This is a genomic window from Halomonas sp. hl-4 (assembly GCF_900215475.1).
In the GTDB taxonomy this organism is placed as follows: Bacteria; Pseudomonadota; Gammaproteobacteria; order Pseudomonadales; family Halomonadaceae; genus Vreelandella.
Genome location: NZ_LT907845.1, coordinates 1095344 through 1119448, shown reverse-complemented (window position 1 = coordinate 1119448; position 24105 = coordinate 1095344). Strand labels below are relative to the sequence as shown.

Annotated in this window: 27 protein-coding genes; 17 read left to right on the top strand and 10 right to left on the bottom strand. The window is 56.0% G+C overall.

Annotated elements, in window-relative coordinates; all coding sequences use genetic code 11:
• Nucleotides 1-6 precede the first annotated feature (6 nt).
• Nucleotides 7-990 carry a sugar kinase gene (locus CPH17_RS05505; RefSeq protein ID WP_074396839.1) on the bottom strand — a complete coding sequence of 328 codons (984 nt, stop codon included), beginning with the start codon at nt 988-990 and terminating at the stop codon, nt 7-9.
• 34 nt (nt 991-1024) lie between these two features.
• Nucleotides 1025-2032: a LacI family DNA-binding transcriptional regulator gene (locus CPH17_RS05500; RefSeq protein WP_074396838.1), complete on the bottom strand. Its 1008-nt coding sequence runs from the start codon at nt 2030-2032 to the stop codon at nt 1025-1027.
• A 305-nt stretch (nt 2033-2337) separates the two neighbouring features.
• On the opposite strand from CPH17_RS05500, the gene CPH17_RS05495 reads away from it, so the two are divergent.
• The 3 genes from CPH17_RS05495 to CPH17_RS05485 all read left to right on the top strand — a co-directional run bounded on the left by CPH17_RS05495 (nt 2338) and on the right by CPH17_RS05485 (nt 4355).
• Complete coding sequence (locus tag CPH17_RS05495) at nt 2338-3279, top strand: DnaJ C-terminal domain-containing protein (RefSeq protein ID WP_074396837.1); 942 nt, start codon at nt 2338-2340, stop codon at nt 3277-3279.
• A 3-nt stretch (nt 3280-3282) separates the two neighbouring features.
• Nucleotides 3283-3597 carry a chaperone modulator CbpM gene (locus CPH17_RS05490; RefSeq protein ID WP_074396836.1) on the top strand — a complete coding sequence of 105 codons (315 nt, stop codon included), beginning with the start codon at nt 3283-3285 and terminating at the stop codon, nt 3595-3597.
• A 68-nt stretch (nt 3598-3665) separates the two neighbouring features.
• The gene (locus CPH17_RS05485; RefSeq protein WP_074396835.1) at nt 3666-4355 is read left to right on the top strand and encodes a VIT1/CCC1 transporter family protein; all 690 of its coding nucleotides are present in this window, start codon (nt 3666-3668) and stop codon (nt 4353-4355) included.
• A 10-nt stretch (nt 4356-4365) separates the two neighbouring features.
• Here CPH17_RS05485 and CPH17_RS05480 read toward each other — a convergent pair whose 3' ends face one another.
• Together CPH17_RS05480 and CPH17_RS05475 are read right to left on the bottom strand one after the other, a co-directional pair.
• Nucleotides 4366-4686 (bottom strand): TraR/DksA family transcriptional regulator, encoded by a 321-nt coding sequence (locus CPH17_RS05480; RefSeq protein WP_074396834.1) that lies wholly within the window; start codon nt 4684-4686, stop codon nt 4366-4368.
• A gap of 26 nt (nt 4687-4712) precedes the next feature.
• On the bottom strand, nt 4713-5072 hold the full coding sequence (locus tag CPH17_RS05475; RefSeq protein ID WP_074396833.1) for a hypothetical protein: 360 nt from the start codon (nt 5070-5072) through the stop codon (nt 4713-4715).
• 379 nt (nt 5073-5451) lie between these two features.
• Between CPH17_RS05475 and CPH17_RS05470 the strand changes: the two genes are divergently transcribed.
• A complete protein-coding gene (locus CPH17_RS05470; RefSeq protein WP_074396832.1) occupies nt 5452-5946 on the top strand; it encodes a hypothetical protein in 495 nt (164 codons plus the stop codon).
• Between the two features lie 48 nt (nt 5947-5994).
• On the opposite strand, the gene CPH17_RS05465 is transcribed toward CPH17_RS05470, so the two are convergent.
• Both CPH17_RS05465 and tnpA read right to left on the bottom strand, forming a co-directional pair.
• Nucleotides 5995-8709: a cation-translocating P-type ATPase gene (locus tag CPH17_RS05465; RefSeq protein ID WP_074396831.1), complete on the bottom strand. Its 2715-nt coding sequence runs from the start codon at nt 8707-8709 to the stop codon at nt 5995-5997.
• A 156-nt stretch (nt 8710-8865) separates the two neighbouring features.
• On the bottom strand, nt 8866-9246 hold the full coding sequence (tnpA, locus tag CPH17_RS05460; RefSeq protein ID WP_231898082.1) for an IS200/IS605 family transposase: 381 nt from the start codon (nt 9244-9246) through the stop codon (nt 8866-8868).
• A 1-nt stretch (nt 9247) separates the two neighbouring features.
• On the opposite strand from tnpA, the gene CPH17_RS05455 reads away from it, so the two are divergent.
• The 4 genes from CPH17_RS05455 to CPH17_RS05440 all read left to right on the top strand — a co-directional run bounded on the left by CPH17_RS05455 (nt 9248) and on the right by CPH17_RS05440 (nt 13061).
• Nucleotides 9248-9430, top strand: coding sequence for a transposase (locus tag CPH17_RS05455; RefSeq protein WP_231898081.1), 183 nt, complete (start codon nt 9248-9250; stop codon nt 9428-9430).
• A 233-nt stretch (nt 9431-9663) separates the two neighbouring features.
• Entirely contained in the window at nt 9664-11130 is a 1467-nt protein-coding gene (locus tag CPH17_RS05450; RefSeq protein ID WP_096298490.1) for a DASS family sodium-coupled anion symporter, read from the top strand.
• A gap of 129 nt (nt 11131-11259) precedes the next feature.
• Nucleotides 11260-12069 (top strand): methyltransferase domain-containing protein, encoded by an 810-nt coding sequence (locus CPH17_RS05445; protein ID WP_096298488.1) that lies wholly within the window; start codon nt 11260-11262, stop codon nt 12067-12069.
• Entirely contained in the window at nt 12066-13061 is a 996-nt protein-coding gene (locus CPH17_RS05440; protein WP_074396829.1) for a methyltransferase, read from the top strand. The genes CPH17_RS05445 and CPH17_RS05440 overlap by 4 nt, the downstream gene beginning before the upstream one ends.
• Here the strand turns inward: CPH17_RS05440 and greB are convergent, their stop codons facing one another.
• The gene (greB, locus tag CPH17_RS05435; RefSeq protein ID WP_074396828.1) at nt 13062-13598 is read right to left on the bottom strand and encodes a transcription elongation factor GreB; all 537 of its coding nucleotides are present in this window, start codon (nt 13596-13598) and stop codon (nt 13062-13064) included. It abuts the gene before it with no gap.
• A gap of 174 nt (nt 13599-13772) precedes the next feature.
• Here greB and CPH17_RS05430 point away from each other — a divergent pair, with 174 nt between their 5' ends.
• The 6 genes from CPH17_RS05430 (at nt 13773) to cysN (ending at nt 18904) form a co-directional block, all read left to right on the top strand.
• Complete coding sequence (locus CPH17_RS05430; RefSeq protein ID WP_074396827.1) at nt 13773-14417, top strand: hypothetical protein; 645 nt, start codon at nt 13773-13775, stop codon at nt 14415-14417.
• A 74-nt stretch (nt 14418-14491) separates the two neighbouring features.
• A complete protein-coding gene (locus tag CPH17_RS05425) occupies nt 14492-15163 on the top strand; it encodes an NUDIX domain-containing protein (protein WP_096298486.1) in 672 nt (223 codons plus the stop codon).
• Between the two features lie 2 nt (nt 15164-15165).
• Nucleotides 15166-15612: a DUF1249 domain-containing protein gene (locus CPH17_RS05420; protein WP_074396825.1), complete on the top strand. Its 447-nt coding sequence runs from the start codon at nt 15166-15168 to the stop codon at nt 15610-15612.
• Nucleotides 15612-16346, top strand: a complete 735-nt coding sequence (locus tag CPH17_RS05415) for a metallophosphoesterase (protein WP_096298484.1) — start codon at nt 15612-15614, stop codon at nt 16344-16346. The genes CPH17_RS05420 and CPH17_RS05415 overlap by 1 nt, the downstream gene beginning before the upstream one ends.
• A gap of 159 nt (nt 16347-16505) precedes the next feature.
• The gene (gene cysD / locus CPH17_RS05410) at nt 16506-17468 is read left to right on the top strand and encodes a sulfate adenylyltransferase subunit CysD (protein WP_441316760.1); all 963 of its coding nucleotides are present in this window, start codon (nt 16506-16508) and stop codon (nt 17466-17468) included.
• Complete coding sequence (gene cysN / locus CPH17_RS05405) at nt 17468-18904, top strand: sulfate adenylyltransferase subunit CysN (protein ID WP_096298480.1); 1437 nt, start codon at nt 17468-17470, stop codon at nt 18902-18904. Before cysD ends, cysN begins: the two co-directional genes overlap by 1 nt.
• A 100-nt stretch (nt 18905-19004) precedes the next feature.
• Here cysN and CPH17_RS05400 read toward each other — a convergent pair whose 3' ends face one another.
• Genes CPH17_RS05400 through CPH17_RS05390 form a run of 3 tightly spaced genes read right to left on the bottom strand, consistent with a single transcriptional unit; the run spans nt 19005 to nt 21272 of the window.
• Nucleotides 19005-19814: a substrate-binding domain-containing protein gene (locus tag CPH17_RS05400; protein ID WP_074396821.1), complete on the bottom strand. Its 810-nt coding sequence runs from the start codon at nt 19812-19814 to the stop codon at nt 19005-19007.
• Between the two features lie 34 nt (nt 19815-19848).
• Nucleotides 19849-20571, bottom strand: a complete 723-nt coding sequence (locus CPH17_RS05395; protein WP_096298478.1) for an ATP-binding cassette domain-containing protein — start codon at nt 20569-20571, stop codon at nt 19849-19851.
• Nucleotides 20568-21272 (bottom strand): ABC transporter permease, encoded by a 705-nt coding sequence (locus CPH17_RS05390; RefSeq protein WP_074396819.1) that lies wholly within the window; start codon nt 21270-21272, stop codon nt 20568-20570. Before CPH17_RS05390 ends, CPH17_RS05395 begins: the two co-directional genes overlap by 4 nt.
• Before the next feature lie 131 nt (nt 21273-21403).
• Between CPH17_RS05390 and CPH17_RS05385 the strand changes: the two genes are divergently transcribed.
• The 3 genes from CPH17_RS05385 (at nt 21404) to CPH17_RS05375 (ending at nt 24088) form a co-directional block, all read left to right on the top strand.
• Entirely contained in the window at nt 21404-22291 is an 888-nt protein-coding gene (locus CPH17_RS05385; protein ID WP_074396818.1) for a helix-turn-helix transcriptional regulator, read from the top strand.
• Nucleotides 22292-22388: 97 nt separating this feature from the next.
• Nucleotides 22389-22952 (top strand): type 1 glutamine amidotransferase domain-containing protein, encoded by a 564-nt coding sequence (locus CPH17_RS05380; RefSeq protein ID WP_074398518.1) that lies wholly within the window; start codon nt 22389-22391, stop codon nt 22950-22952.
• Nucleotides 22952-24088 (top strand): App1 family protein, encoded by a 1137-nt coding sequence (locus CPH17_RS05375; RefSeq protein WP_096298476.1) that lies wholly within the window; start codon nt 22952-22954, stop codon nt 24086-24088. Before CPH17_RS05380 ends, CPH17_RS05375 begins: the two co-directional genes overlap by 1 nt.
• Nucleotides 24089-24105: the final 17 nt, after the last annotated feature.

Sequence of the window (24105 nt, the reverse complement as noted above, 5' to 3'; positions counted from 1 at the left end):
CAAGCGTCAGGCATCGGGGTGGTCGGCTTCAAGCGCCTGGAGTTGCTGGCGATTGGGCAGCCCTTCCATGTCGCCGACCACTTGAACGGCCTGGGCACCCACCAGGTTGCCCCGGTTGAGTGCTTGCTGGGGTGACAGACCGTCGAGTAGCGCGCTGATCAACCCCACGGCGAAGCCGTCACCGGCGCCGACCGTATCCACCACCCTGGCCACCGGCTGACCCGGCACGGTAAAACTCTCCAGTTTGCCGGTGAGCATTCCCCGATAGTAGCTGCCTTCTGGCCCCAATTTAATCACCACCGCCTTAGCGCCGCGCGCCAGGTAAGCGTCGGCGATGGCATCCGGGGTCTCCTGCTGGGTCAGTAAGCGCCCTTCGGCAAGGCCGGGGAGCACCCAGTCGGCGTGACCTGCAAGCTCATTCAGGGTGTCGCGCATGGCGTCTTCACTCGGCCAAAGTGAGGGGCGCAGGTTGGGGTCAAAGGAGACGCTGGCACCCTGGGCGCGGGCCTGGCGCATTAAATGGCGCGTCAACTTACAGGCGCTTTCCGAGAGCGCGGGGGTAATCCCGGTGGCGTGTAGATGAGTGAGCGACGAGAAGTCGATGGTCGAGGCATCGTCGACGGACAGGTAACTTGCGGCACTGCCGCGTCGGAAATACTCCACGCGAGGATCGGCGCCTTCCTCGGCGCGCTCCTTGAACATCAGCCCTGTTGGATGCTGCGTATCGGTATGGATGTAACGGTCATCGATACCTTCAGCGCTCAAGGCATGCTGGATAAACCGGCCGAGGCTGTCGGTACCGACACGACTCAACCAGCCTACATGAAACCCAAGGCGGGACAGTCCAATCGCCACGTTATTGTCGGCACCGGCCAGTCGGCGATGGAAGTGCTCGATCGCCGATAGGTCACCTGGGGCATCGGCAATGAACATGGCCATTGCTTCGCCGAAAGTAAGCACCTGAGGGGAAGAAGAGCGCCTGTTTTCCATGGAGGTAGCCTCTATTTAGTGAAATAGGTAATGATCATGGAGCGGTACTGCCCCGGACGAGTAACCGAGGTGAATGACGGCTGTGAAACGCCAGCGGCGTTGCGCGTCGCTCAAGCTGGTTGACCAGACAGGCGACGGCATCACGGCCGATGCTGTCGGTGGGCTGGGCCAGCGTGGTAATACCCGGTGTCATCAGCTCGCACAATTCGAGTTCGTCAATGCCCACTAACCCCACCGGGCCCATCGCGACGTCGAGCTGCTTGAAGCATCGCGCCATGGCGAGCGTGGCATTGCCATTGGCGCACAGCACCGCACAATGGCCGGGCGGATGCGGTGCCAAGAACGCGGCCAAGCCGGTGCAGGGCGTGTCGATGTCACGGGGGCTGAGCATCAGCGTCTGGCGGGTGAAGCCCATGGCGTCTGCCTGCTGCTGAAAGCGATCCAGCCGCGCCTGGCGAGTGCTGGTGTGCTCGGGCGTTTCGCTGACATACAGAATCGAGCGATAGCCCTGCTGCGCCAGGTGCGCCAGGGCCATATCGATCGCGAGGGCATTGTCGAGACCGATCACCTCGGCGTCGAGATGGTGGATGTCACGATCGAGCAGGACCACGGGGACGCCGCTTTCCAGCAATGCCTGTCCCGGTTGCCCGGCGGCATTGATAACCAGCCCTTCGACCTGATAGGCCGCAAGCGTCGCCAGGTGGTGTTGTTCAAGTGCCGGGTCGTTATCGGTATTGCAGACCATCAAGGAGTATCCGAAGTCGCGGCATGCGAGCTCCACGCCATGCATCACGGCCACCGAAAAAGGGTTGCGTATATCCGCCACCATCATCCCCAGCAGGCGGGAGCCGCCGCCTTTGAGCCCTCGCGCCATCTGGTTGGGATGGTAGCCCAATGCCGCCGCCGCCTCGGCAACGCGCTGCTGCAGCGATTGGGAAAGCTTGTCGCGTTCGGGGCCGAAGAAGCGTGAAACGCTGGACTTGGAGGTACCCGCTAGCTTGGCAACGTCGATCAAGGTGGCTCGGGTAGGCGGCGAAGGCATAGATGTCGGTACGCTATAATAAAAATGGGAACGTTCCCAAGGCTAGTCGGTTTCCAGACGAAAGGCAATGCCCGATGAGTGGAGCTGTTGGTGTTGTAAGCATGTCGGCGACCGGTCCATTAATTTGGCTAATGTCTGCAAAGTGCAGAGGTAGGTGACATTTAGTTTATCCATCTACAGCTTCTGCCTATCATCCCCTCCTTCCTATTATCGACTAAGCTGGAATTAAACAGCTGATTCCTTTTAGGGGTGGCATAACGGTCAAGACGATTGTGGGTTGTCAAGCACCGAAGGAGCTTTCATAAGTGGAATTCAAGGATTACTACCAAGTGCTTGGGGTAGAAAAGGCCGCGACGGCCGAGGAAATCAAGAAAGCCTACCGCAAGTTAGCGCGTAAGTTTCATCCTGATGTCAGCAAAGAGTCTGAAGCGGAACAGCGCATGCAAGAGGTTAATGAAGCAAAAGCGGTGTTGACAGATCCAGAGAAACGCTTCGCTTATGATCAACTTGCCGAGCAATACCATTCTGGGGAGGACTTCCAGCCACCTCCTGACTGGGATTCGGGCTTTGAGTTTAGAGGCCGCGGCTTCGAAGAGGCCGATTTAGGTGAGTTCAGCGACTTTTTTGCCAACCTGTTTGGGCAAGGGGGCCGTACAGGCCGAGGTAAACGCAGTTATCAGATGCGCGGTGAGGACCGTCATGCCAAGATCAGCATCGACCTGAAGGATGCTTTCTACGGCGCCAACCGGGCAATTACCTTGCAAATGCCACAGGTGGATGCCCAAGGCCGCGTTGTCTCCCGAGAGCACACCCTTAACGTACAGATACCCAAGGGTATTAAAGCGGGCCAGCATATTCGCCTCTCGGGGCAAGGCAGTCCCGGAGTTGGAGGTGGTTCGGCAGGTGACCTGTACTTGGAAATACACTTTACACCGGATTTGCGTTATCGAGTTGAGGGAAGAGATGTATACCAAAAGGTGTCGGTTACGCCTTGGGAGGCCGCGCTTGGCGCCAGTATCGAAACCCTGACTCCTTCAGGGTTGATTAAACTCAAGGTGCCAACTGGGTCACAGACGGGGCGTCGATTGCGCCTGAGGGGGCGTGGTATTCCAGGGCTGGAGCCGGGCGACCTTTATGTGGAGCTCGAGGTGGTACTACCCCCAGCCGATACCGACAAGGCTCGAGAACTGTACCAAACCATGGCGCAAGAACTGGCATTCGATCCACGCCAACGAAAGGGAGGCTAGAAGATGGCTCAGCAGCGTATCGTTAGCGGCGAACTGATCGATGAGGCGACTCTAACCGTCGAGGATTTAGCGCGAGCCTGCTCGGTAGAAGCTGGTTGGGTCGTCGAGCGCATTGAAAGCGGTCTGTTGGCCGATGGGTCACCCTATGTGGCGAGTTGGCGGTTTACAAGCCGAGACCTGACCCGTGCTCGACGGATGAGCCAGTTAGAGCGTGACTTCGAAGCCGCTCCCGAACTTGCCGCCCTGGCGACGGATCTGATTGAGGAGAACCAGCGCCTAAGGGAGCGGCTGCGGGCTGCAGGTCTTGTTGATGATTAGTTCTGCTCACACGATAAAGCATTCACTGGGCCGCAAGTGCTTTGGTCGTCGGCGAGGAAACTAAATCTATGACACATATAGAGCCCCATCGGTCCCATCGTACGGGGTGGTTGCGAGCTGCCGTATTGGGCGCGAATGATGGCATTGTCTCAACTAGTAGCCTCATTCTTGGGGTCGCGGCGGCCAATACAACGCAGAACGATATATTGTTAGCTGGCATTGCAGGGCTGGTGGCCGGTGCCATGTCGATGGCGGCTGGGGAGTATGTTTCGGTCAGTTCACAGTCCGACACTGAAAATGCTGATCTTGAAATCGAGAGAAAATCATTGGATGAGGATTACGAAGACGAGCAAGCAGAGCTCGGCGCCATCTACGAAGCCCGTGGCCTTACACCGGATTTAGCAAGCCAGGTTGCCCAGCAATTGATGAAAAACGATGCGCTTGGCGCTCATGCTAGAGATGACATTGGGTTAGCTGGCAGCGGAAAAACAAAACCTCTTCAGGCCGCACTTTCATCGGCCTCTACCTTCACCATCGGCGCTCTGTTCCCTTTATTGGTGGCTTGGTGGGCGCCGCACGAGCAATTGATTATATTGGTGGCGTTGTTCTCGTTACTTTTTCTAGCTTTTTTGGGTGCTATAGCTGCATGCGTTGGTGGGGCGCCGATAGTAAAAGGTGCATGGCGTGTGATGTTCTGGGGGGCACTCGCAATGGCCTTAACAGCGGCTATAGGACGCCTGTTTGGAATTGTGGCATAAAAAATTCCTTTTACACGTCGGAGCAATTTCTACAACGTGTGGTATGGGGTAAAGCCTCAATACGATTAGGAGCGATCTTCCTGCCACACTCTTCGCAAGAGTCGCCTACCCGAGCATCAATGCGTGCCAGGGCGCGTTTGATCTGGGCCAGTTCCTCCTCGGCTTCAGCCTCCAGTCGCGCGATCACCTCATCGTTGTGGATTTCAATCGCCTGCTCATCAAGACCCTTATCCAGAGCGCCGTTGATACGGTGGCGATGATCTTCGTAGCGCTGTACGCGGGCCAGAAGTTCAGCCTTCAGGGCTTCCAGCCGTGCTTTTCTGTCTTGCATGGTTGCCTATAAGCCCCCGGCTGCTCTCATAGTTCAGACCAAATGCGCTCTCTAAAATCGTCGCTGAGCTCAGACACCTGGCGTATTCGGTTATAGGTAGCTTCAGTCATGTCTCCAGAGATTTTGTGATAGCAGGACACCATAGAGGTTAGTGTTGGGGGGCCATCGAAACCGAGCATGCACTGTGTCAGTCTGCTATGAAGGGGAGCCACTGTTGAAATAAGGTCAAGCTCGTGACGAAATGCTTCGTTGAAGGTTTCCAGCCAAATGCGTTGCAGCTTGACGACCGAGTTAGTGGTTTCTAGCCAAGACTGATACCAGAAATCAATCAGGGTATCGTCACTGATCGCTTTGGGGTCGGCATGCGCTTTGGTAAGTGTTGACATTGTGTTTTCTACTCCTGTGCTAGTTTAAATATTATAGTTGTCCTTTTTTCTTTGGCAGGTTATAGGGTTGTTTGTTTTGATGTAGGTCAAATTTTTAACATTAAGGAATTTTTTGTGGTTTTGATGTGGGGTAATTAGTTTTTGGGTTTTATTGATTACATGGGTAATACTTTAGTGTGAGATTTTTTAGTTAAAATCTATGTGCTATAAGTTATTTAAAGCTAATCCTTAAATATTAAGTAGTGTCGCCATCTTTAAATTTTATTATTTATAAAATAAACATTGATGGGAGTCATGGAATGGCCTATTAGCTCTGCTTTAGGATGTCGCCAGGCCGTTGCTAGGCTCTGTCCTTAATTTATAGCGAGGTTAAAAAGTCATGGATAAGCTAACAGCACTTAACTTTTTGCCACAAGAACAACTTGTTTTGGCTTATTCGCATGAAAAAATGGAAGTAAATCGCTACCGCTGCCTAGCGCTAAGGTTCCTTTCTATTGATCCACCTGTGAACAGGTTGATGAGCGCGATAGGTATAGAGTGCGTCCACCGTCTTGAATGGTTGAAAGAAGTGGCTACTCGAATGGATCTTTCCGCCTGTGTTGCCGAGCCGTCGTATCCAGGGGCTTCTCCATTATTTAATATCAATAAACAACATTTTTTTGTTGTAGATGAGCTTATGGGGACTCAGCTTCTCGAGCAGGCCGAAAAAGCCGCGAAAGAGACCTTCATGTTTTTCAGTTGGTTGCTGGAAACGAATGCCACTCCAGAGCTAGATCGACCTTTTTTAGGTTTTGTAAATCAAAAGACAAATGAATTTCACGTGCTTCAAGAATGTCGCCAGAACTGGACTGCGGGCATGTCGATAGCTTTTTAAGTTTTGCTCTGGCTCAAAAGCTTCAGCTATCAATGCCTGCAAGTTTTCTCACTTACACCCGCGGGCGCGCAGCACGTATTTTTCCAGCTCCACGATCAGGTAAATGGCAAGGCTACTGATCAGGATAACGCCCCAATGACTAAGATGGAGCCCCTCGCTTTCGAAGATGACCTGCATAAAGGGCAGGTAAGTCCAGACGAGCTGGAGCACTACAATCGTACCGATGGAAATCCATACCGGACGACTGCCGAAGAGGCCCTCCAGGCTGAGGGTGCTACGCAGCAGGTAGCGGCTGTTGATCAGATAGGCAGCACTCCCCATTACCAGCATATTGACCGCACCGGTGCGCGCCAGCATTTCACTGCCGCCGTGCAGGAGTATCCAGCCGAACATTCCAAATACACCGAGCAGCAGTAACAGAGAGACAAAAACCACCCGCCAGAGAAGGAACAGATCAAGCAGTGAGGCGTCGGGGTCTCGTGGCGGGCGAATCATAATATCTTTTTCGGCCCCTTCGAAGGCCAGCGCAAGGCCCAGCGTCACTGCGACGACCATGTTGACCCAAAGCGCCTGTAGTGGCGTGACCGGCAGGGTAGTGCCCGCCAGCACGGCGAGCATGATCGCCAGCCCCTGGCCGCCGTTGGTTGGCAGTAAAAAGGTGATCGTCTTGCGAATGTTGTCGTAGACCTTGCGACCTTCACGGATGGCCCCGACGATGGTCGCGAAGTTGTCGTCGGCCAGCACCATCTCGGCGGCCTCCTTGGCAGCCTCAGTGCCCTGGATGCCCATTGCCACGCCCACGTTGGCGCGCTTCAGGGCTGGCCCATCGTTGACCCCGTCGCCCGTCATGGCGCAGATGCCGCCGCGGGCCTGCATTGCCTTCACCAGCCGCAGCTTGTGCTCTGGTGCGGCGCGCGCGAAGACGTCCACGTCGAGAATGATGGCCTCGAGTTCGGTATCCGACATGGCCTCTATCTCACGTCCGCTTATAGCCCGCTCGGTATGGGCAAAACCCAGCTGTCTGGCGATGGCCAGTGCCGTCGCGGCGTGGTCGCCGGTGATCATCACCGGACGAATGCCAGCGGCAAGGCATTCTTTCACCGATGTGATGGCCTCTTCCCGAGGTGGGTCGAGCAGCCCCACAAGGCCCAGCAGCACCAGTCCTTCTTCGGCATGTTCATCCTCCAGGTCACGGTCGTCGTGGATCTGCTTCTCCGCCAGTGCCAAGACGCGCAAGCCGCGTGAGGATAGCGCTTGGATACGCTCCTCCCAAAGCGCTACGTCCAGTTCGCTATGCTGGTTTCCATCGCGCACCTGATGGCACATCTCAAGTAGGCGGTCGGGTGCACCCTTAACCAGCAAAAGGCGTTCGCCGTGCGCTTCGTGGAGCGTTGCCATGTACTGGCGTTCGGATTCAAAAGGAATGGCATCATGCCTGGCGTGGTCGCTTCGCAGCGTACCGGCCTCAAGCCCTGCCTTGGCGGCGGCGACGACCAGGGCGCCTTCGGTGGGGTCGCCATGGATCCGCCAGCGACCTTCATCCTCGGCGAGCTCGGCATCATTGCAAAGCACGGCAACCTTCAGGAAGTGGCGCAGTTCATGAGCTTTATCCAGGTCAATGAATCGGGACGCCGGCTTGTCTTCTTGCATCCAATAGAAACGACCTTGCGGGGAAAAGCCGGTGCCCTCAATGCGTATCGCACCCTCGGGTAGCCAGACTGTCTCGGCGGTCATCTCGTTGCGGGTCAGGGTGCCGGTCTTGTCGGAGAAGATCGTCGAAATGGAGCCCAGCGTCTCTACCGCCGGAAGGCGCCGGATAATTGCGTTGCGGCGAGCCATGGTCTGCACGCCCAAGGCTAACCCAATGGTGACGATAGCCGGCATGCCCTCGGGGATGGCCGCTACCGCCAGCCCCACGGCGGCCATGAACATGTTGCCTAATGGTTGACCATGCACCAGCAAGCCGAAAGCGCCCGTGAGAATGGCGGCAACGAGAATAAACAAGGCAAGTATCTGGCCGGCGCGGTCAATCTGGCGCAGTAGTGGTGTCTTGAGCTGCTCGACGTCGCGCAGCATCTCCGATATCCGGCCGATCTGGGTGTGCGCCGCAGTCTCGACGACCAGTCCGTGTGCATTGCCCTGGACGACGATGGTGCTGGCATAGGCCATACAGGTGCGGTCGCCCAGGTCGGCATCATCGTCTACCGCCTGGGTCTGCTTATCTACCGGCGTGGACTCGCCAGTCAATGAAGCTTCCTCGGTGCGAAAACGCTGCGCCGTCAACAGGCGCAGGTCGGCCGGGACTCGATCACCGCTCTCAACCAGCACAACATCACCCGGCACGAGTTCCTCGGCAGGAATGGTCAGACGCTTTCCGTCGCGCAGCACTGCGGCCTGGGGCGAGAGCATTCGGCGGATGCTATCCAGGGCCTTCTCGGCCTTGCCCTCCTGTATGAAGCCGATCAGCGCAATGATCAGCACCACACAAAAAATCACGACGGCATCAATGGCGTGGCCCAGCCCCAAGCTGGCAACGGACGCCACGATCAGTACCAGCATCAGGATGTTATTGAACTGCGCGAGTAGCCGCTGCCACCAGGGACGACCCTTCGTTTGTTCGAGCTGGTTGGGCCCATGAGTGGCTAGCCGGCGCTCGGAAGCCTGAACGCTGAGGCCATCGGCTGTGCTGTCGAGTTGCTTGAGCGCTTCACCTACCTCCAGGGCATGCCAGGCAGTTTGCTTGATGCGGTTGGGAGCAGCCATTGTTTCTCCGACATGAGCGAGGTGAGAGGATGCCAGATAGTAAACACGTTGCGGGCTTTAAAGCATTGATGCAGAGCAACACGTAGGTGTAATTCATGAAATTTATAGTTGCCGCTTGAGACATCGTTCCTCTGCGAGCTCAAAGTGCTGTCATGCTCAAATCCTGTGCTCTCTATGGGGCGTTTGCCCTTGCACATAGGTCTTGAGCATTTCGATGGTTGCCCCACCCACACTACAAGCAAAATACGACCGGGACCACAGAGCAGCGCTGCTTTTACTCAACCTCGGGATATGCGTGTTCAAGAAGCGCACCCGCCGGGAGGACGTGGATTTCAAGTTGTTGATCATCACGCTGATCGACAGCTTCGGCGGATATTCAACAAGCAGGTGAACATGGTCTTCTTCACGATCGAACTCCAGGATGCAGCAGTCTGGTGTCTCGCAAGCAGATTCAAATGCCTCCCGGAGCTGCCCGATCATGTCGCCATCGAACACTTTGCGGCGATACTTCGTCGTAAAAACTAAGGTGAACCACAAAATGGACCATGCCGTTGAACATCCGGTCGTGGGGGGCTCCTCCTGCCATACGCACCACGACCGGGACATCAACGCGGCGCTTAATATCAAGCATCAAGGTATTATTCAGTTAAAGGTGGAAGGGCTGTCCGTCTCTGCCCATGGAGGCTCGCGTAAATCCGGCATGTCGCCGGTTGCTGCTTGAGAAGTGGGAAGCCTCGCCCGCTAGGGCGGGGAGCAGTCACTAAGCACTGCGTGATCGTTTTAAACGAATATGACAACGCTATAAAACTAGGCAACATCACCCAGACTGAACCATCATTGATGTGGGTCAAGAGGTAAGCATTCGCGAAAACTAGACTTACATGGAGAGCTTAGGCGCTGCTTTGTTGCCCAAGAGCATACCGTTAACATCCGCTAACGTTATATAGGTCTATTATGCAGACACTGCCCTTCAAACTCTGGCCAACCATTATTGCGGTGGCCGTGACCCTGCTGATATGGCTGGTCATTCCCCTACCAGAAGGCCTAGCGCCCAACGCGTGGCTGATGCTGGCTATCTTCGTTGGCACTATTGTTGCCATTATCGGTAAAGCCATGCCCATTGGGGCTATTTCCGTTATTGCTATTTCTATTGTTGCGGCAAGCGGCGTTACGGGGGATACGCCTGGCGAAGCTATCGATGTGGCCTTAAGCAGTTACGCCAACTCGCTGATCTGGTTAATTGCTATTGCGATTATGATTTCACGCGGGCTGATAAAAACCGGTTTAGGAGCGCGTATCGGCTACTACTTCATATCCATCTTCGGTAAGCGTACACTGGGCATTGGTTATGGCCTCGCTTTTTCAGAGCTTACCATTGCCCCAGTAACACCCAGCAATACTGCCCGGGGCGGCGGCATTATCCACCCCATTATGCGCTCGATTGCCCACAGCTTTGACTCACACCCAGAAGAAAATACTTCTGGCAGAATTGGCAAATACCTGGCCTTAGTGAATTACCACAGCAACCCAATTACTTCGGCGATGTTTGTCACCGCTACTGCCCCAAACCCGCTGACAGTTCAACTCATTGCGACCGCTACGGGCGCAGAGATCCAACTGAGTTGGTTAACGTGGGCGGTCGCCATGTTACTGCCTGGTTTAGTCGCCATCCTGGCGATGCCTTATATTCTTTACCTGCTCTACCCACCAGAAATTAAGGAAACGCCTAATGCCACCCAAATAGCGCGGGACAAGCTGGCGGAGCTAGGCAAAATAAGCCGAAACGAAGGCATTATGCTGTTCGTCTTTTTGGTACTACTCCTGCTGTGGGCAGATATTCCGGCAATATTTTTGGGTGATGCGGTAACTCTTAACACGACAACATCTGCCTTTATCGGTCTTTCCATGCTGCTGCTGACGGGGGTGTTAACCTGGGATGATGTACTGAAAGAGAAAAATGCCTGGGATACGCTACTGTGGTTTGGCGCCCTCATCATGATGGCAAGCCAGCTTAAGGAAACCGGACTTGTTGATTGGTTCTCTGCAAATATGCAGGACTGGATTACCATGATGGGGATTGGTTGGGCAGGCGCCTCCGCCCTCCTTGTGCTGACCTTCCTCTATACCCATTACTTTTTTGCCAGCACCACTGCACATATCACCGCAATGATGGCCGCCTTTCTCACTGTTGGTCTAAGTCTCGGTGCCCCGCCCATGCCGTTTGTGCTGATCATGGCCGCTACCTCATCTATCATGATGACCTTGACCCATTACGCAACAGGAACGTCTCCCGTCATTTACGGCTCAGGCTATCTGACACTGGGTGAGTGGTGGAAAGCAGGCTTTATTATGAGTGTGGTCAATCTCATTATCTGGGTGATTGTCGGCGGTTTGTGGTGGAAGTTACTGGGACACTACTGAGCGCTGGCCAGCGAGTGGCGTAAGCGCAGGGGGGCATGCGAATCGACCAGATGGTACGTTAGTTTTGGCAGAAAGCACCGTTCAAGCAAGGTAAACTAGCCGACTTTGAAACCACAACTGGCTTCAGGCATGCAGCGAATTGAAGAATTAAGCGAAGCGGGGGATCGGTACTTCGATGGCCTGGTGGACAAGTTTTCCCGCTCGCTCTACCAGGCGCCGCGGGGTGAGCTGCGCCTTGCCATGCTCGATCATTTGCTGCCGAAAATGCTGGAGTTGAACCAGCAGCCGGTACTGGACGTTGGCGGTGGGCTTGGCCAGCAGGCCGCGTGGTTTGCCAAGCGAGGGCACGCCGTCACAATGACCGAGCCATCCGCCGACATGCTGGCCTATGCCCGGCAGTGGCATGCGGCATGCGACGAACTTTCCTCGCAGGCGATCACCTATGGGCAGACGCCGTTGCAGCAATTGGCCGATGAGCACCCCGGCCCCTGGCCGCTGATCACCTGCCATGCCGTGCTGGAATGGCTGGGTGATCCGCGCGCGGCGCTGGCGTCATTGGCGGCGCTTTTGGCGCCGGGCGGGCAGTTGAGCCTGATGGTCTTCAATCGCGATGCGCTGCGTTTTTCCAACGCGCTGAAGGGCAACGTGGACAAGGCGCTGAGCGACCGGTTGGAGGGGCAGGGCAAGCGCCAGCGCCTTACGCCAATCTCGCCGGTGACCCACGACCAGGTAGTGCAGTGGAGCGCGGGTCACCATCTGACTATCGAGTCCGTAGCCGGGATTCGTATCTTCCAGGATTATCTTCAACACCCGCCGACCAGTGACGCCGAGCGTGACAAACTGCTGGCGCTCGAAAAGCAGTATTGCCAATACGACCCCCATTGGCGGCTGGGTCGCTACCTGCTTTATACCCTCAGCAAACCGGAGTCTGTCGCATGAGTGCTCAATCACCCGCCTGCCAACTATTAGAACGACAGCCAGCGCGTCATGCGCCGCTTTGGGTGGTGGGCCCGCCGCTAGATCCTTGGCTGATTGAGCAGTCATATGGCGTGATCAGTGGTGATTTAGCCGTGCTCAACGCTTGGCGCGCTCGCGATAAGCTGGCATTTACCCCCTTTGCGGATGAGAGCGGCGCGCATTTGACAGGCGACGTGGTGCTGTTCTGGCCTAAAGCCCATCAGTTGGGTATTTGGTGGCTGCAGTGGTTATGCGAAGTGTTACCCGCCGATACGCCGGTAGACATTGTCGGTGAGCATAATGGCGGCATCAAGCGAGTGCCCAAGGTGCTCGCCGAACGCGAGATGTGCTGCGACAAGCTGGATAATGCCCGACGCTGTTCGTTGTTTGCGACCCGCACGGTAAAGGCTGCCGCCTCGGAAGATGTGTGGAAGCGCTTCGATGCGCTAGGCGTCACGTTGGTGAGCCACCCCGGCGTGTTTGGGCACGGCAAGGTAGATGAGGGTACCCAACTGCTGCTGGAGGGCTTAGAAAACGAGCTTCCCCGACCGCCGCAGCGCGTGCTGGATATGGGCTGCGGCGACGGTATTATCAGCGCATGGCTTGCGCAACAGGGGCATCAGGTAACCGCCGTTGATGTCAGCGCGTTTGCGGTTGAATCGACCAAGCGCACACTGAGCATTAACGGCCTGGAAGGCCGCGTATTGCAAAGCGATGTCTATAACGCCTTACAAGACGAGTCCTTTGACATCATCGTCAGTAATCCGCCGTTTCATCAAGAGCGTGATATCAGCTATGGGCCAAGTCAGCGATTAATCAGCCAAGCACCGGCCCACTTGACCTCGGGAGGTCAGCTGTTGATGGTCGCCAACGCCTTTTTACCGTACCCCGATCTGCTCCAGAACGCGTTTCAGCAATTTCAAACCCTGGCGGATAATCGCCGCTTCAGAGTGTATCGCGCGCAGCGGCGTTAATTACCGTTTAGGGGCGTACTCAATGGTTGTTACGGTGTAGAACGTCTCGCCATTGGGCGTGAGCACCGTTATATCATCGCCCACTTCCTTGCCCAGCAGGGCTTTCGCCATGGGGGCATCGATGCTGATCCAGCGTTTTTGCGTATCGGTTTCATCGTGGCCAACAATGCGGATATACAGTACTTCGCCGTCTTCATCTTCCAGGCTGACAAAGGCACCGAAAAATATTTTATCGGTGTTGGCAGGTAAACGGTCAACCACTTGGAGTTCATCCAAGCGTTTGGTGAGGTAACTGATACGGGCAATAACGCGATTGAGTTCCTTTTTATTGTAGGTGTAATCCGCGTTTTCACTGCGGTCACCCTGGGCCGCCGCTTCGCCCACTTTCGCCGAAATTTGCGGGCGTTTTACCCGCGAGAGGTGATCTAGAATACCCCGCAGACGTGCTGCGCCCTCAGCGGTAATCAGGTTGCTTTTGGGTTCCTGGCGCGGGTCTTTTGCCGGATCGCGCCAGCGGGTCATATTGCGGCCTTTCATTGCCAACTCCCTTTTGGTGAGGCGACACCTACTTTAACGTGATTTGCCATAGCTGGGCCAAAAGTCGTGTAAATGATTTGCGACTGGCGATTCATTCAAACGTTCGTTACATTGTCTGGGTGGCTTACTTTCCCACATGCATTTATCGGATAACAACAATCCAAGGAGTAGATAATGGCGCACTCAAACCTGATTCGCTATTTCGCATTGACCGCACTCAGTGGTTCATTGGCGCTCGCATCGTTTAACGCTGTGGCCTATGAAAGCGATCTTTACTCGCTTAAAAATCGCTGGGAGCACACGGTGACCGAGATGCCTGAAAGCGAGCGCGAGGAAGCGCTGAACGGCTTAGTAGATGAAGTCAACCAGCTTGCCGAGCAACACCGTGACGAAGCCGAAGTTTTGGTTTGGAAAGGTGTCATATTGGCGGCTTATGCCCGTGAGCGCGGTGGCCTCGGGGCATTGGGCGTTGCCAAGGACGCCCGTGATACGCTTGAACGTGCCGTAGAGATCGACCCGCAAGGCAATAACGGCTCGGCCTATGTGACATTAGGCGCGCTATACGACCGTGTGCCCGGTGGCTTGATCGGTTTTGGCGATAGTGACACGGCGGACGACATGTTCCAGCGCGCGCTGGAGATTCGCCCTGATGGAATCGACGTAAACTATTACTACGCGGCTTTTTTGCAGGAAGAAGGCAATACTCAGGCGGCCCGAGAACATGCCCAGCGCGCTGTGGACGGCAGCGCCCGAGAAGATCGCCAGCAATCCGATGAAGCGTTGCGCCGTGAGGCCGAGGCGATGCTCGGCGAGTTGTAGCGTAATTTCGCCAAATTGGCATTCCCAGTGACAAGCATTGATAATAGGACGATTGTTATCACTGGGAGCGCCCAATGGCATCCAGCGTCAGCACGCCTTTACTCGACACGCCGCTAGGCCGCCAAGATGTTGAACTGCTCAAACGTGAAACCTTGCACCAAGGTTTTTTTCGTTTAGAAGCACTTGAGCTTCGCCATCGCTTGTTTGAAGGGGAGTGGAGCAGGGTCATGCGTCGCGAAGTCCATCATCGCTTTGATGCCGTGGGCGTGCTGCTTTACGACCCCGAGCACGATACCCTTGTTCTAGTAGAGCAGTTTCGCGCGGGCGCCGTCGATGACCCTCACACCCCATGGAAGCTAGAACTCGTGGCGGGCCTTGTGGAGCAGGACGAGTCACATGAAGACGTTGCTCGCCGTGAGGCTATCGAGGAGGCGGGTTGTCGTGTGGAAAAGCTCACCAAATTACACACTTACTACCCCAGCCCTGGGGCCTGCAATGAACGCGTGACGTTGTTTTGTGGCTTAGTCAATACGCAGGGGCTAGGCGGGATTCATGGCCTTGATGAAGAGCACGAAGATATTCGTGTTCATATCGTGTCTTTTCCCACCGCTTGGGAACTCCTGGGTACGGGAAGACTCGACAACGCCATGTGCTTGATTGGAATGCATTGGTTAGCAGGCCAGCGCGCTTCACTACGTGCCGCCTTCCAGCCGATGCCCCCGCAGGGCGAAACTGACAAGGAGTGATCATGGCGAAAATGGCTTATGTCACCGATTTGAAGACGCTACAAGCCGAATGCAGCGCCAACTACTTGCGTTTGGTTCGCCTGGTAGGTGAGCTTGAAAGCGGCCAGCGCCGCGATATTGCCTTGCGCGGCGATGACCAGTACTTCGGCGATTTACACCTGACGATTTTGCAGCACGCTCCCTACACCACCATGGTGGAAGTGACGCAGAGCAGTCCGATGGACACCTTGTGGGAAGGCCCGCGAATGCGTGTCCACCTTTATCATGATGTACGCATGGCGGAAGTCACCGACTTTCAACGCGAGCGTCATTTCAAAGGACGCTACCGCTACCCCAATGCCCGGATGCACCAGCCTGATGAAAAGCTTCAATTGAATCGCTTTCTCGGCGAATGGCTGGCCCACGCCTTAGCCCATGGGCATACCGTTGATGTGCCGGAGCTACCCTGATGCGGCTGATACAAATTACCGACGCCCACCTCTACGCGGATAAACAAGCGCGTTCCCGCGCCGGTGTCCCATGGCGACACTTACAGCGCGTGCTGCAAGCGGTCATCATGGAACAGCCAGATTTGGTGGTGTTCAGCGGTGATATTAGCCAGGACGAAACGGCAACATCTTATACGCTGGCTTATGAAGCGATGTCGCAACTACCATGCCCTTGGGTATGGCTGGCAGGCAATCACGACCAGCCTGCGCTTATGCTAGAAACGCATCCGCTGCATGAGGAAGTGGCGTTGCCGCCTTGGCGCATGCTGCTGCTCCACACCCAGGTAGAGGGCGAGCCGCACGGTGAGTTGGGCCAAGAGGCGCTAGCCTCGCTATCCGCAAAGCTGAAGGGGGATGAAAGACCTACCTTAATAGTAATGCATCATCCCCCAGTTGATGTCGGCGCCGCCTGGATGGATGCCATCGGTTTACAAGACCGTGATGCGTTCTGGGACATCCTCAGCGCGCATCCCCAGGTCAAGGTCATCCTTTTTGGCCATGCTCACCAAGCCTATGCGCAGCATCACAGGGTGGGTGAACATGATGTTGCGGTTTATGGCTGCCCGGCGATTTCTGATCAATTCATGCCCGGTGCCAAACATTTCATGATTGATGAGGCTTCGCGCCCAGGTTATCGCATCGTTGATCTCAAGGATCAACAGTGGGATACCTGGATTGAGCGCGTCACGGTATAGCCGCTATGGCGGCTTTTTGACCTGTTAGGCGGGAAAGGCATAAAAAGATAGTTATTAATTCTTTTGGGTTATTATTGCCGAGACGTTACCCTACCCACATTCTAGCGCTCAGCGTTTTTACGCAGTGCCACAGGGTTTGTTTTTGTGAGGTAGTTGGCCATGTCCCAGTTTTCCACTCTCTCAGCCGCATCGCGGACTGAGATGCCAGGCGCGCCAAGCGCTGCGCGCATGACGCACTTAAAAGAGCTTGAAGCGGAATCGATCCACATCATCCGTGAAGTCGCCGCCGAGTTCTCCAACCCGGTGATGATGTACTCCATCGGTAAAGATTCCTCAGTGATGCTGCACCTGGCGCGCAAGGCGTTTTATCCCGGCACGCCGCCGTTTCCGCTGATGCACATCGATACGACCTGGAAATTCCGCGAGATGATCGAGTTCCGCAACCGCATGGCAGCCGATGCGGGCATGGAGCTTATCGTTCACACCAACGAAGAAGGCCGTGCGGCGAACATCAACCCGTTCGAGCATGGCAGCGCTAAGTACACCGACATCATGAAAACCCAGGCGCTTAAGCAAGCGCTGGACAAGCACGGCTTTGACGCGGCGTTTGGCGGTGCCCGGCGCGATGAAGAAGCTTCCCGTGCCAAGGAGCGTGTCTACTCCTTCCGCGATAAATACCACCGCTGGGACCCGAAAAAACAGCGCCCGGAGCTGTGGAATATCTACAACGCCAAGGTCAACAAGGGCGAATCGATCCGCGTGTTCCCGCTCTCCAACTGGACCGAGCTGGATATCTGGCAGTACATCTACCTGGAATCGATCCCCATTGTGCCGCTGTACTTGTCAGCCCCACGTCCGGTGGTCGAGCGCGACGGCATGCAGATCATGGTCGACGACGACCGCCTGCCGCTGGAGCCGGGTGAAGTACCCGAAGAAAAGTGGGTGCGTTTTAGAACCCTAGGTTGCTACCCGCTTACCGGCGCGGTGGAATCCAAAGCCGCCACCTTGCCCGAGGTCATCCAGGAAATGCTGCTGACCAAAACCAGCGAACGCAGCGGCCGCGCCATCGACCACGACCAAGCCGGTTCGATGGAAAAGAAAAAGCGCGAGGGATACTTCTAATGGCTCACCAATCCAATCTAATTGCCGATAACATCGAGCAATACCTTCACGAACACGAAAACAAAGACCTGCTGCGCTTTATTACCTGCGGCAGCGTCGACGACGGCAAGTCCACGCTGATTGGCCGGATGCTTCATGACTCCAAAATGATCTTCGAGGATCAGCTGGCGGCGATCACCCAGGCCTCCAAAACCAGCGGCACGACCGGCGATACCGTCGATCTTGCGCTGCTGGTGGATGGCCTGCAGTCGGAGCGCGAGCAGGGCATTACCATCGATGTGGCTTATCGTTTCTTCTCCACCGATAAGCGCAAGTTCATTATTGCCGATACCCCAGGGCACGAGCAGTACACCCGCAATATGGCCACCGGAGCGTCTACTGCAAGCTTGGCGGTGATTTTGATTGACGCGCGCTATGGCGTGCAGACGCAAACCCGCCGTCACAGCTTTATTGCCGATTTGCTGGGCATCCAGCACTTGGTCATTGCGGTCAATAAGATGGACCTGGTCGACTTCTCCGAGCAGCGCTTTAACGAAATTGTCGAGGAGTACCGTGCCTTTGCGACCAATCTGAACGCTCCAGATATTCGCTTTGTACCGATGTCGGCGTTAAAGGGCGATAACGTTGTCAATCCCAGCGATCAGACGCCTTGGTATTTCACCGCGGGCTACGAAGGCAAAACGCTGATTGAGCTGCTGGAAAGTGTCGAGGTGACCTATGACCAGAACCTCAATGATCTGCGTTTGCCGATACAGTATGTAAACCGGCCGAATCTGGACTTTCGTGGCTATTGCGGCACCTTGGCAGCCGGCGTGTTGCGCCCTGGGCAGGACGTAAAAGTGTTGCCGTCGGGTAAAACCTCGCGGGTTGCACGGATTGTTACCTTCGACGGCGATTTAAGTGCGGCGTACCCCGGCCAGGCGATTACCGTCACGCTTGAGGATGAGATCGACATCTCGCGTGGGGACTGGCTGGTCAGCGCCAAGGAAGAGCTGCCTTTGTCCAACGCCTTTACAGCCGATATTGTGTGGATGCATGAGGACGCGCTGGCGCCGGGCAAGCTATATGACTTTAAGCTTGCTACGCGGGACCTCTCAGGGCAGGTCAGCGCGATTGACTATCAGATAGATGTAAATACGCTTGAAAAGCACGCCGCTGACTCGCTGAGCCTGAATGCGATTGCGCGCTGCGAAGTCGAGCTGACGGCGGCGATTCCGGTGGATGATTATCGCAGCAGTCCTGGCACCGGCAGTTTTATTATTGTTGATCGGCTGACCAACGTCACCGTGGGTGCCGGGATGATCCGTGGCGTGGCCAATGCGTCTGATGGTGGTTCTGGGAAAACAGACTGGGCGGCGTTTGAGCGTGACCTTAACGCCCTGGTACGTAAGCATTTTCCGCACTGGGAAGCCAAGGATATTCGCCAGTTGCTATAGGTGTCTAGGCGGTATCAACTGGCCAAGATAAGGCCATGGTGAGATAAAAGCCCCAATGGCGCATGCCATTGGGGCTTTTCACTGTTTATGCCTCGGCAGGTTATTGGGCGTTGGGGAAAAACAGCTGTTGGCCATCGACTGTGTAGTCGGCGATGGCTTGCTGGCCCTCTTCAGAGACGAGCCATTCATGCCACTGGGCGGCGAGATCATGCTTTAAGTGTGGGTGCTTGTCTTCCGACATCAGCAGGCTGCCGTACTGATTGAATAGCGCTTCGTCGCCTTCGTAAAGCAGCGTTAAGTCCTGAGGATTTTCAAAGGCGACCCAGGTGGCGCGGTCGGTAAAGGAATACGCGCCCATCCCGGCGGCGGTGTTAAGCGTCGGCCCCATACCGCTGCCCAGCTCGCGGTACCATTCGCCGCTTGGCTCAATAGACGCGCTTTCCCAAAGACGCTGCTCGGCGCGGTGCGTGCCACTGTCGTCGCCGCGCGAGGCAAACGGTGATTCGCTTTCGGCGATACGCTGCATGGCGTCGTCGATTGAGTCGCTGTCTTCAATGCCAGCGGGATCGTCCTGGGGACCGACAATCACGAAATCATTATACATCACGTTTTGTCGCTCGGTGGCGTAACCATCGGCGACAAACTGTTCTTCCCCCTCCGTGTCGTGTACCAGCAGGCTATCGGCATCACCGCGCCGGGCGGTTTCAAACGCCTGGCCGGTGCCCACTGCGACGACACGCACATCAATATCGGTCTTGTCGGTAAACTGGGGAATGATGGCATCAAACAACCCCGAGTTTTCCGTCGAAGTGGTGGAGGCCAGAGTGATGTAGTCGCTATCGGCCAGCACAAGGCCGTTCCAAGCCAGGCTTAGCAGGCTTATGCTCGTTACTACTGTGGTCTTTTTCATATCACGATCCCTTCTTGTGGTAGGAATACCAGGGCTACCAAACCAGCTCACCCTGAATAAACGCGCGCCCTTCTGACGAGTGGGGCGTAGAGAAAAAAGTGTCGGCCGGGCTGTGCTCCCGTATTTGCCCGTTGTGCAAAAACACCACGTCATCGGCCAAGCGTTTAGCCTGATGTAAATCATGGGTGGTCATGACAATGCGGGTGCCGCTAGCATGGAATTTCAACACGGCATCTTCGACGGCTTTAATGGCGGCTGGGTCCAGCGCCGAGGTGGCTTCGTCCAAGAACAACACATCCGGGTTAAGCAGCCAGGCGCGGGCCAGGGCCAGACGTTGCTGTTCACCGCCTGACAGCACGCGGGCCGGGCGGTGAGCCAGCGCGGTTAATCCAAAGGTAGCGAGCGCTTGAAAGGCACGCGCTTTGCGCTGGGCGCGGGGCACTTTATGGATGCCCAGCACGTAGGTCAGGTTGTCGAGCGCCGAGCGGCGCAGTAGCACAGGGCGTTGGAACACCATGGCCTGTATCGGCGTCGCACCTTGCCAGCGGACGCTTCCGCTGGTGGGCGCAAGTAACCCGTGGGCCAGGCGCATCAGCAGGCTTTTGCCGGCCCCGTTAGGCCCCATGATGACCGTACGTTGGCAGCCTGAAAGGGTCAGAGAGGTCGGGGCCAATAGGGGTTGCCCTCGGTGCTGGAAGCTGACGTTATCCAGCTGCAGGTCGGCAATCGGGGCTTGTGTAGGAAAGGGCGCGTTCATCCTAAGCGCCTCTTGGCGGTTTCGCCCATCAGGTGGGCAAGCGCGTTAATCAGTGTCACCAATGCCAATAGAATAATCCCCAGCCCCAGTGCCATGGGTAGATTGCCTTTACTGGTTTCGAGCACGATGCTGGTGGTCATCACGCGCGTTACGCCGTCGATGTTGCCGCCGACGATCATGACGGCCCCCACTTCAGCGCTGGCGCGCCCAAAGCCAGCGAGCATTACTGTGATCAGCCCCACACGCGCATCCCATAGCAGCGTGGGCATCATTCTCGCCGTGGATAACCCCAGTGATTGCAGTTGCTCTGCGTATTCGCCGTGCAGGGCTTCTACTTGCTGGCGAGTCAATGAGGCAATGATGGGCAACACCAACACCCATTGGGCCACCACCATCGCGGTGGGGGTAAACAGTAAGCCCATTTCACCCAAAGGCCCGGCGCGCGATAACAACAGATAAACACATAGCCCCGCCACCACGGGAGGCAAGCCCATCAGGGCATTGAGCGAAATGATCACCCCATTGCGGCCAGGGAAGCGCCACAGGGCCAGAGCGGCACCCAGCGGTAAACCCGTTAGCGCCGCCAGTACGACGGCCGCGAGCGAGACCTGCAGCGATAGCGTCACAATTGAGAACAGGTCACTATCCATCTGCAAAATAAGCTGCAGCGCCGTCAAAAAGGCATTGTCACTATTGGGCATCGTCAGTGGTCAGCCTGGTGAGAGAAGTTTGTTGTGTAAGATGTTGGCAGCATGTACTTAATGGTGCGTAAATGCATCTGATGCTGAAATATATGCAGTTAAATGCACAATAAAACCTAATGGAGTGGCGGATGCCGTCGACTGCTATGTATTTAACCACCAGCGAAGTCGCTGCCTACCTGCGTCTCAAAGAGCGCAAGGTCTATGATCTGGTTCGCCAGGGGCAGATCCCCTGCAGCCGAGTCACGGGCAAACTGCTATTCCCACGCCAGCAGGTGGATTTGTGGGTGCTCAACCATCTGGAAGGTGATCAGGCGCAACGTCAGCCGCTGCCCGCAGTTGTGGCAGGCAGCCAGGATCCACTGCTGGAGTGGGCGATCCGCGAAAGCCACTCGGATTTGGCCAGTTTGTTTCACGGCAGCGGTGACGGCGTTCGTCGCCTGTTGGAAAGTCGCGCCATGGTCGCTGGAGTACATCTGCTTGACCCCGCAAGCGGGCGCTACAATCAGCCCATTCAACTGGGATTGGGGGGCGTGAGGGACCTGGTCGTGCTGCGCTGGGCAGTGCGTCGTCAAGGGTTATTAATCGCTGAGGGCAACCCTTTGGGGATTACCGGCATGGCCGACCTCGCACGTCCTGAAGTGCGCGTGGCGCATCGCCAGCCTGGTGCTGGCGCTGCCCAGCTTTTAACGTACCTATTGGCACAAGCGGGGATTGCGACAACGGCGATTCGCTGGGTCACGCACCCGAGTTTAAACGAGGACGATTTGGCGTTAAGCGTGCTGCAAGGCGAGGCCGATGTAGGGTTGGGCGTTGAAGCTGCCGCACGTCGCCAACAGCTCGGCTTTATCCCGCTTTACGATGAGCAGTTCGACGTAATGATGCATCGCCGCAGCTACTTTGAACCGAGCGTACAGGCGTTGTTGGCCTTCACCCGCCAGCCGCGGTTTGCTGAGCGTGCCAAGGTATTGGGTGGCTACGATATCCGTCAAATAGGTGACGTGGTGTACAACGCCTAGTTCAGTAAATACAAGGTTGACGGCTTGACGATTATACAGCAGGTGCCACACTGGTAAGGCGTTGTTAATGTCACCTCATCACGAAATGGAGAGCATGATGAATCAAGCACTAAACGGCAAACGCGTCGCCATATTAGCGGCCGACGGCTTCGAGGAATCCGAGTTAAGCGTACCCCGTGCGGCGCTGCAGAAAAATGGCGTCGATGTTCATGTGGTTACCCCAGAAGGCAAAGGCATTCGTGCCTGGGCTGAAACCGACTGGGGTGACACGTATGAGGCGGATAAAGCCCTTGCTGACGTCAATGAATCCGATTACCACGCGCTGGTGCTGCCGGGTGGTCTGTTCAATCCCGATACGCTTCGTACCAATGATGATGCGCTCGATTTTGTACGAGCCTTCTTTCAGGCGGGGAAACCGGTAGCGGCTATTTGCCATGCGCCTTGGATTCTGATTAATGCGGGCGTAGTGGATGGTCGTCGCATGACGTCGGTAGCCAGTGTCGCCCAGGATTTACGCAATGCTGGCGTTGACTGGGTAGATGAGCCGGTGGTGGTCGATAGTGGCCTAGTCACCAGTCGTACCCCTAAAGACCTGGATGCATTTAACGCCAAACTCCTGGAGGAGTTACAAGAGGGCCGTCATTCAGGCCAGCACGCTTAATGGCGTGGTTTCGCCAGTGGGCAAGCTTCGTTAAGCGGCTTGTCCACGTTATCGCCAAACCCATGAAACGCGATCTTGGCCGCGGCGGGATGATGGTACATCCCTACCGTGGCTATGGGTCGCAGCATGAAGTGTTTGTTATGGGGCGGGTTTTCCGCCAAGCGGCATTGGGGCGCGCCATCCCCAGGCGCGGCATGCTGCGTGATACTGCCGACGTTGCTCGGCGAATTTTTCGTCGCGGGTTTGCTGGGGCAGAAGTAGAGCTTTCGTTAGGCGGCAATCAGCTGTGTGTGACCACCGACCGAGATGGCTACTTCGATGTTCATTTGCCTATTAGCCATGCACTCCCTATCGATGTGTCCTGGCATGTCGCCGACATCAAGGTGCAGGCTGATGGGCAAAGTACCGTTAATGCTCAGGTGGAAATCTATGTGCCGCCGCCTGAGGCGGATCTTCTGGTGATCAGCGATATCGATGATACCGTGATGTTCACCGGGGTAGCCGAAAAGCTCAAGATGCTCTATCGCCTGTTCGTGCGCAAGCCTCATCGGCGCACGGCGTTTCCGGGCGTTGCCTCCCTTTATCAAGCGCTGCACCGTGGCGGCAGTGAAAAAGCCGAACGACCTATCTTGTACGTTTCCCGTGGCCCTTGGGCTATTTATGAAATGCTGGAAGCATTTTTTCAGCTCAATCGTATCCCGGTCGGGCCGATTCTGTTTCTGCGTGAATGGGGGATTTCGCTTCGTCATCCCTGGCCGAGGCGCGCCGAGGCGCACAAACGCCTACTGATTGATCGCATGCTGGCGCTGTTTGATGAATTGCCATGCATCTTAATCGGCGATAGTGGTCAGCATGACCCCGAGGTGTATAGCGATATCGTCCGTGACTACCCGGGGCGTATTAAGGCCATTTATATTCGCCGTGTCGGCCGCAACCCCGAGCGGGAACAAGCCATCCAGAATTTACGCAACCAACTAGCCGACACCGACTGCCAGCTAGTGCTTGCCGCTGACAGCGTGCTGATTGCCGAGCATGCGCGTGCACAGGGATATATCTCGGCACGCGGGCTTCATGCCGTCAAACGCGATGTGGCTGCAAGCTATCTAGAAACTGTCAACGAACGATCTGCCAATTAATCTCGCCGGGTCAACAC

Coding starts and splice junctions, on each gene's coding strand:
- CPH17_RS05395 (WP_096298478.1), bottom strand. CDS start 20,571: ATGAACGCGCCCTTTCCTACACAAGCCCCGATTGCCGACCTGCAGCTG.
- CPH17_RS05390 (WP_074396819.1), bottom strand. CDS start 21,272: ATGCCCAATAGTGACAATGCCTTTTTGACGGCGCTGCAGCTTATTTTG.
- CPH17_RS05505 (WP_074396839.1), bottom strand. CDS start 990: ATGGAAAACAGGCGCTCTTCTTCCCCTCAGGTGCTTACTTTCGGCGAA.
- CPH17_RS05420 (WP_074396825.1), top strand. CDS start 15,166: ATGGCGAAAATGGCTTATGTCACCGATTTGAAGACGCTACAAGCCGAA.
- CPH17_RS05440 (WP_074396829.1), top strand. CDS start 12,066: ATGAGTGCTCAATCACCCGCCTGCCAACTATTAGAACGACAGCCAGCG.
- greB (WP_074396828.1), bottom strand. CDS start 13,598: ATGAAAGGCCGCAATATGACCCGCTGGCGCGATCCGGCAAAAGACCCG.
- cysN (WP_096298480.1), top strand. CDS start 17,468: ATGGCTCACCAATCCAATCTAATTGCCGATAACATCGAGCAATACCTT.
- CPH17_RS05465 (WP_074396831.1), bottom strand. CDS start 8,709: ATGGCTGCTCCCAACCGCATCAAGCAAACTGCCTGGCATGCCCTGGAG.
- CPH17_RS05385 (WP_074396818.1), top strand. CDS start 21,404: ATGCCGTCGACTGCTATGTATTTAACCACCAGCGAAGTCGCTGCCTAC.
- CPH17_RS05430 (WP_074396827.1), top strand. CDS start 13,773: ATGGCGCACTCAAACCTGATTCGCTATTTCGCATTGACCGCACTCAGT.
- CPH17_RS05425 (WP_096298486.1), top strand. CDS start 14,492: ATGGCATCCAGCGTCAGCACGCCTTTACTCGACACGCCGCTAGGCCGC.
- cysD (WP_441316760.1), top strand. CDS start 16,506: ATGTCCCAGTTTTCCACTCTCTCAGCCGCATCGCGGACTGAGATGCCA.
- CPH17_RS05380 (WP_074398518.1), top strand. CDS start 22,389: ATGAATCAAGCACTAAACGGCAAACGCGTCGCCATATTAGCGGCCGAC.
- CPH17_RS05485 (WP_074396835.1), top strand. CDS start 3,666: ATGACACATATAGAGCCCCATCGGTCCCATCGTACGGGGTGGTTGCGA.
- CPH17_RS05490 (WP_074396836.1), top strand. CDS start 3,283: ATGGCTCAGCAGCGTATCGTTAGCGGCGAACTGATCGATGAGGCGACT.
- CPH17_RS05455 (WP_231898081.1), top strand. CDS start 9,248: ATGGACCATGCCGTTGAACATCCGGTCGTGGGGGGCTCCTCCTGCCAT.
- CPH17_RS05445 (WP_096298488.1), top strand. CDS start 11,260: ATGCAGCGAATTGAAGAATTAAGCGAAGCGGGGGATCGGTACTTCGAT.
- CPH17_RS05470 (WP_074396832.1), top strand. CDS start 5,452: ATGGATAAGCTAACAGCACTTAACTTTTTGCCACAAGAACAACTTGTT.
- CPH17_RS05450 (WP_096298490.1), top strand. CDS start 9,664: ATGCAGACACTGCCCTTCAAACTCTGGCCAACCATTATTGCGGTGGCC.
- CPH17_RS05375 (WP_096298476.1), top strand. CDS start 22,952: ATGGCGTGGTTTCGCCAGTGGGCAAGCTTCGTTAAGCGGCTTGTCCAC.
- CPH17_RS05415 (WP_096298484.1), top strand. CDS start 15,612: ATGCGGCTGATACAAATTACCGACGCCCACCTCTACGCGGATAAACAA.
- CPH17_RS05500 (WP_074396838.1), bottom strand. CDS start 2,032: ATGCCTTCGCCGCCTACCCGAGCCACCTTGATCGACGTTGCCAAGCTA.
- CPH17_RS05480 (WP_074396834.1), bottom strand. CDS start 4,686: ATGCAAGACAGAAAAGCACGGCTGGAAGCCCTGAAGGCTGAACTTCTG.
- CPH17_RS05475 (WP_074396833.1), bottom strand. CDS start 5,072: ATGTCAACACTTACCAAAGCGCATGCCGACCCCAAAGCGATCAGTGAC.
- CPH17_RS05400 (WP_074396821.1), bottom strand. CDS start 19,814: ATGAAAAAGACCACAGTAGTAACGAGCATAAGCCTGCTAAGCCTGGCT.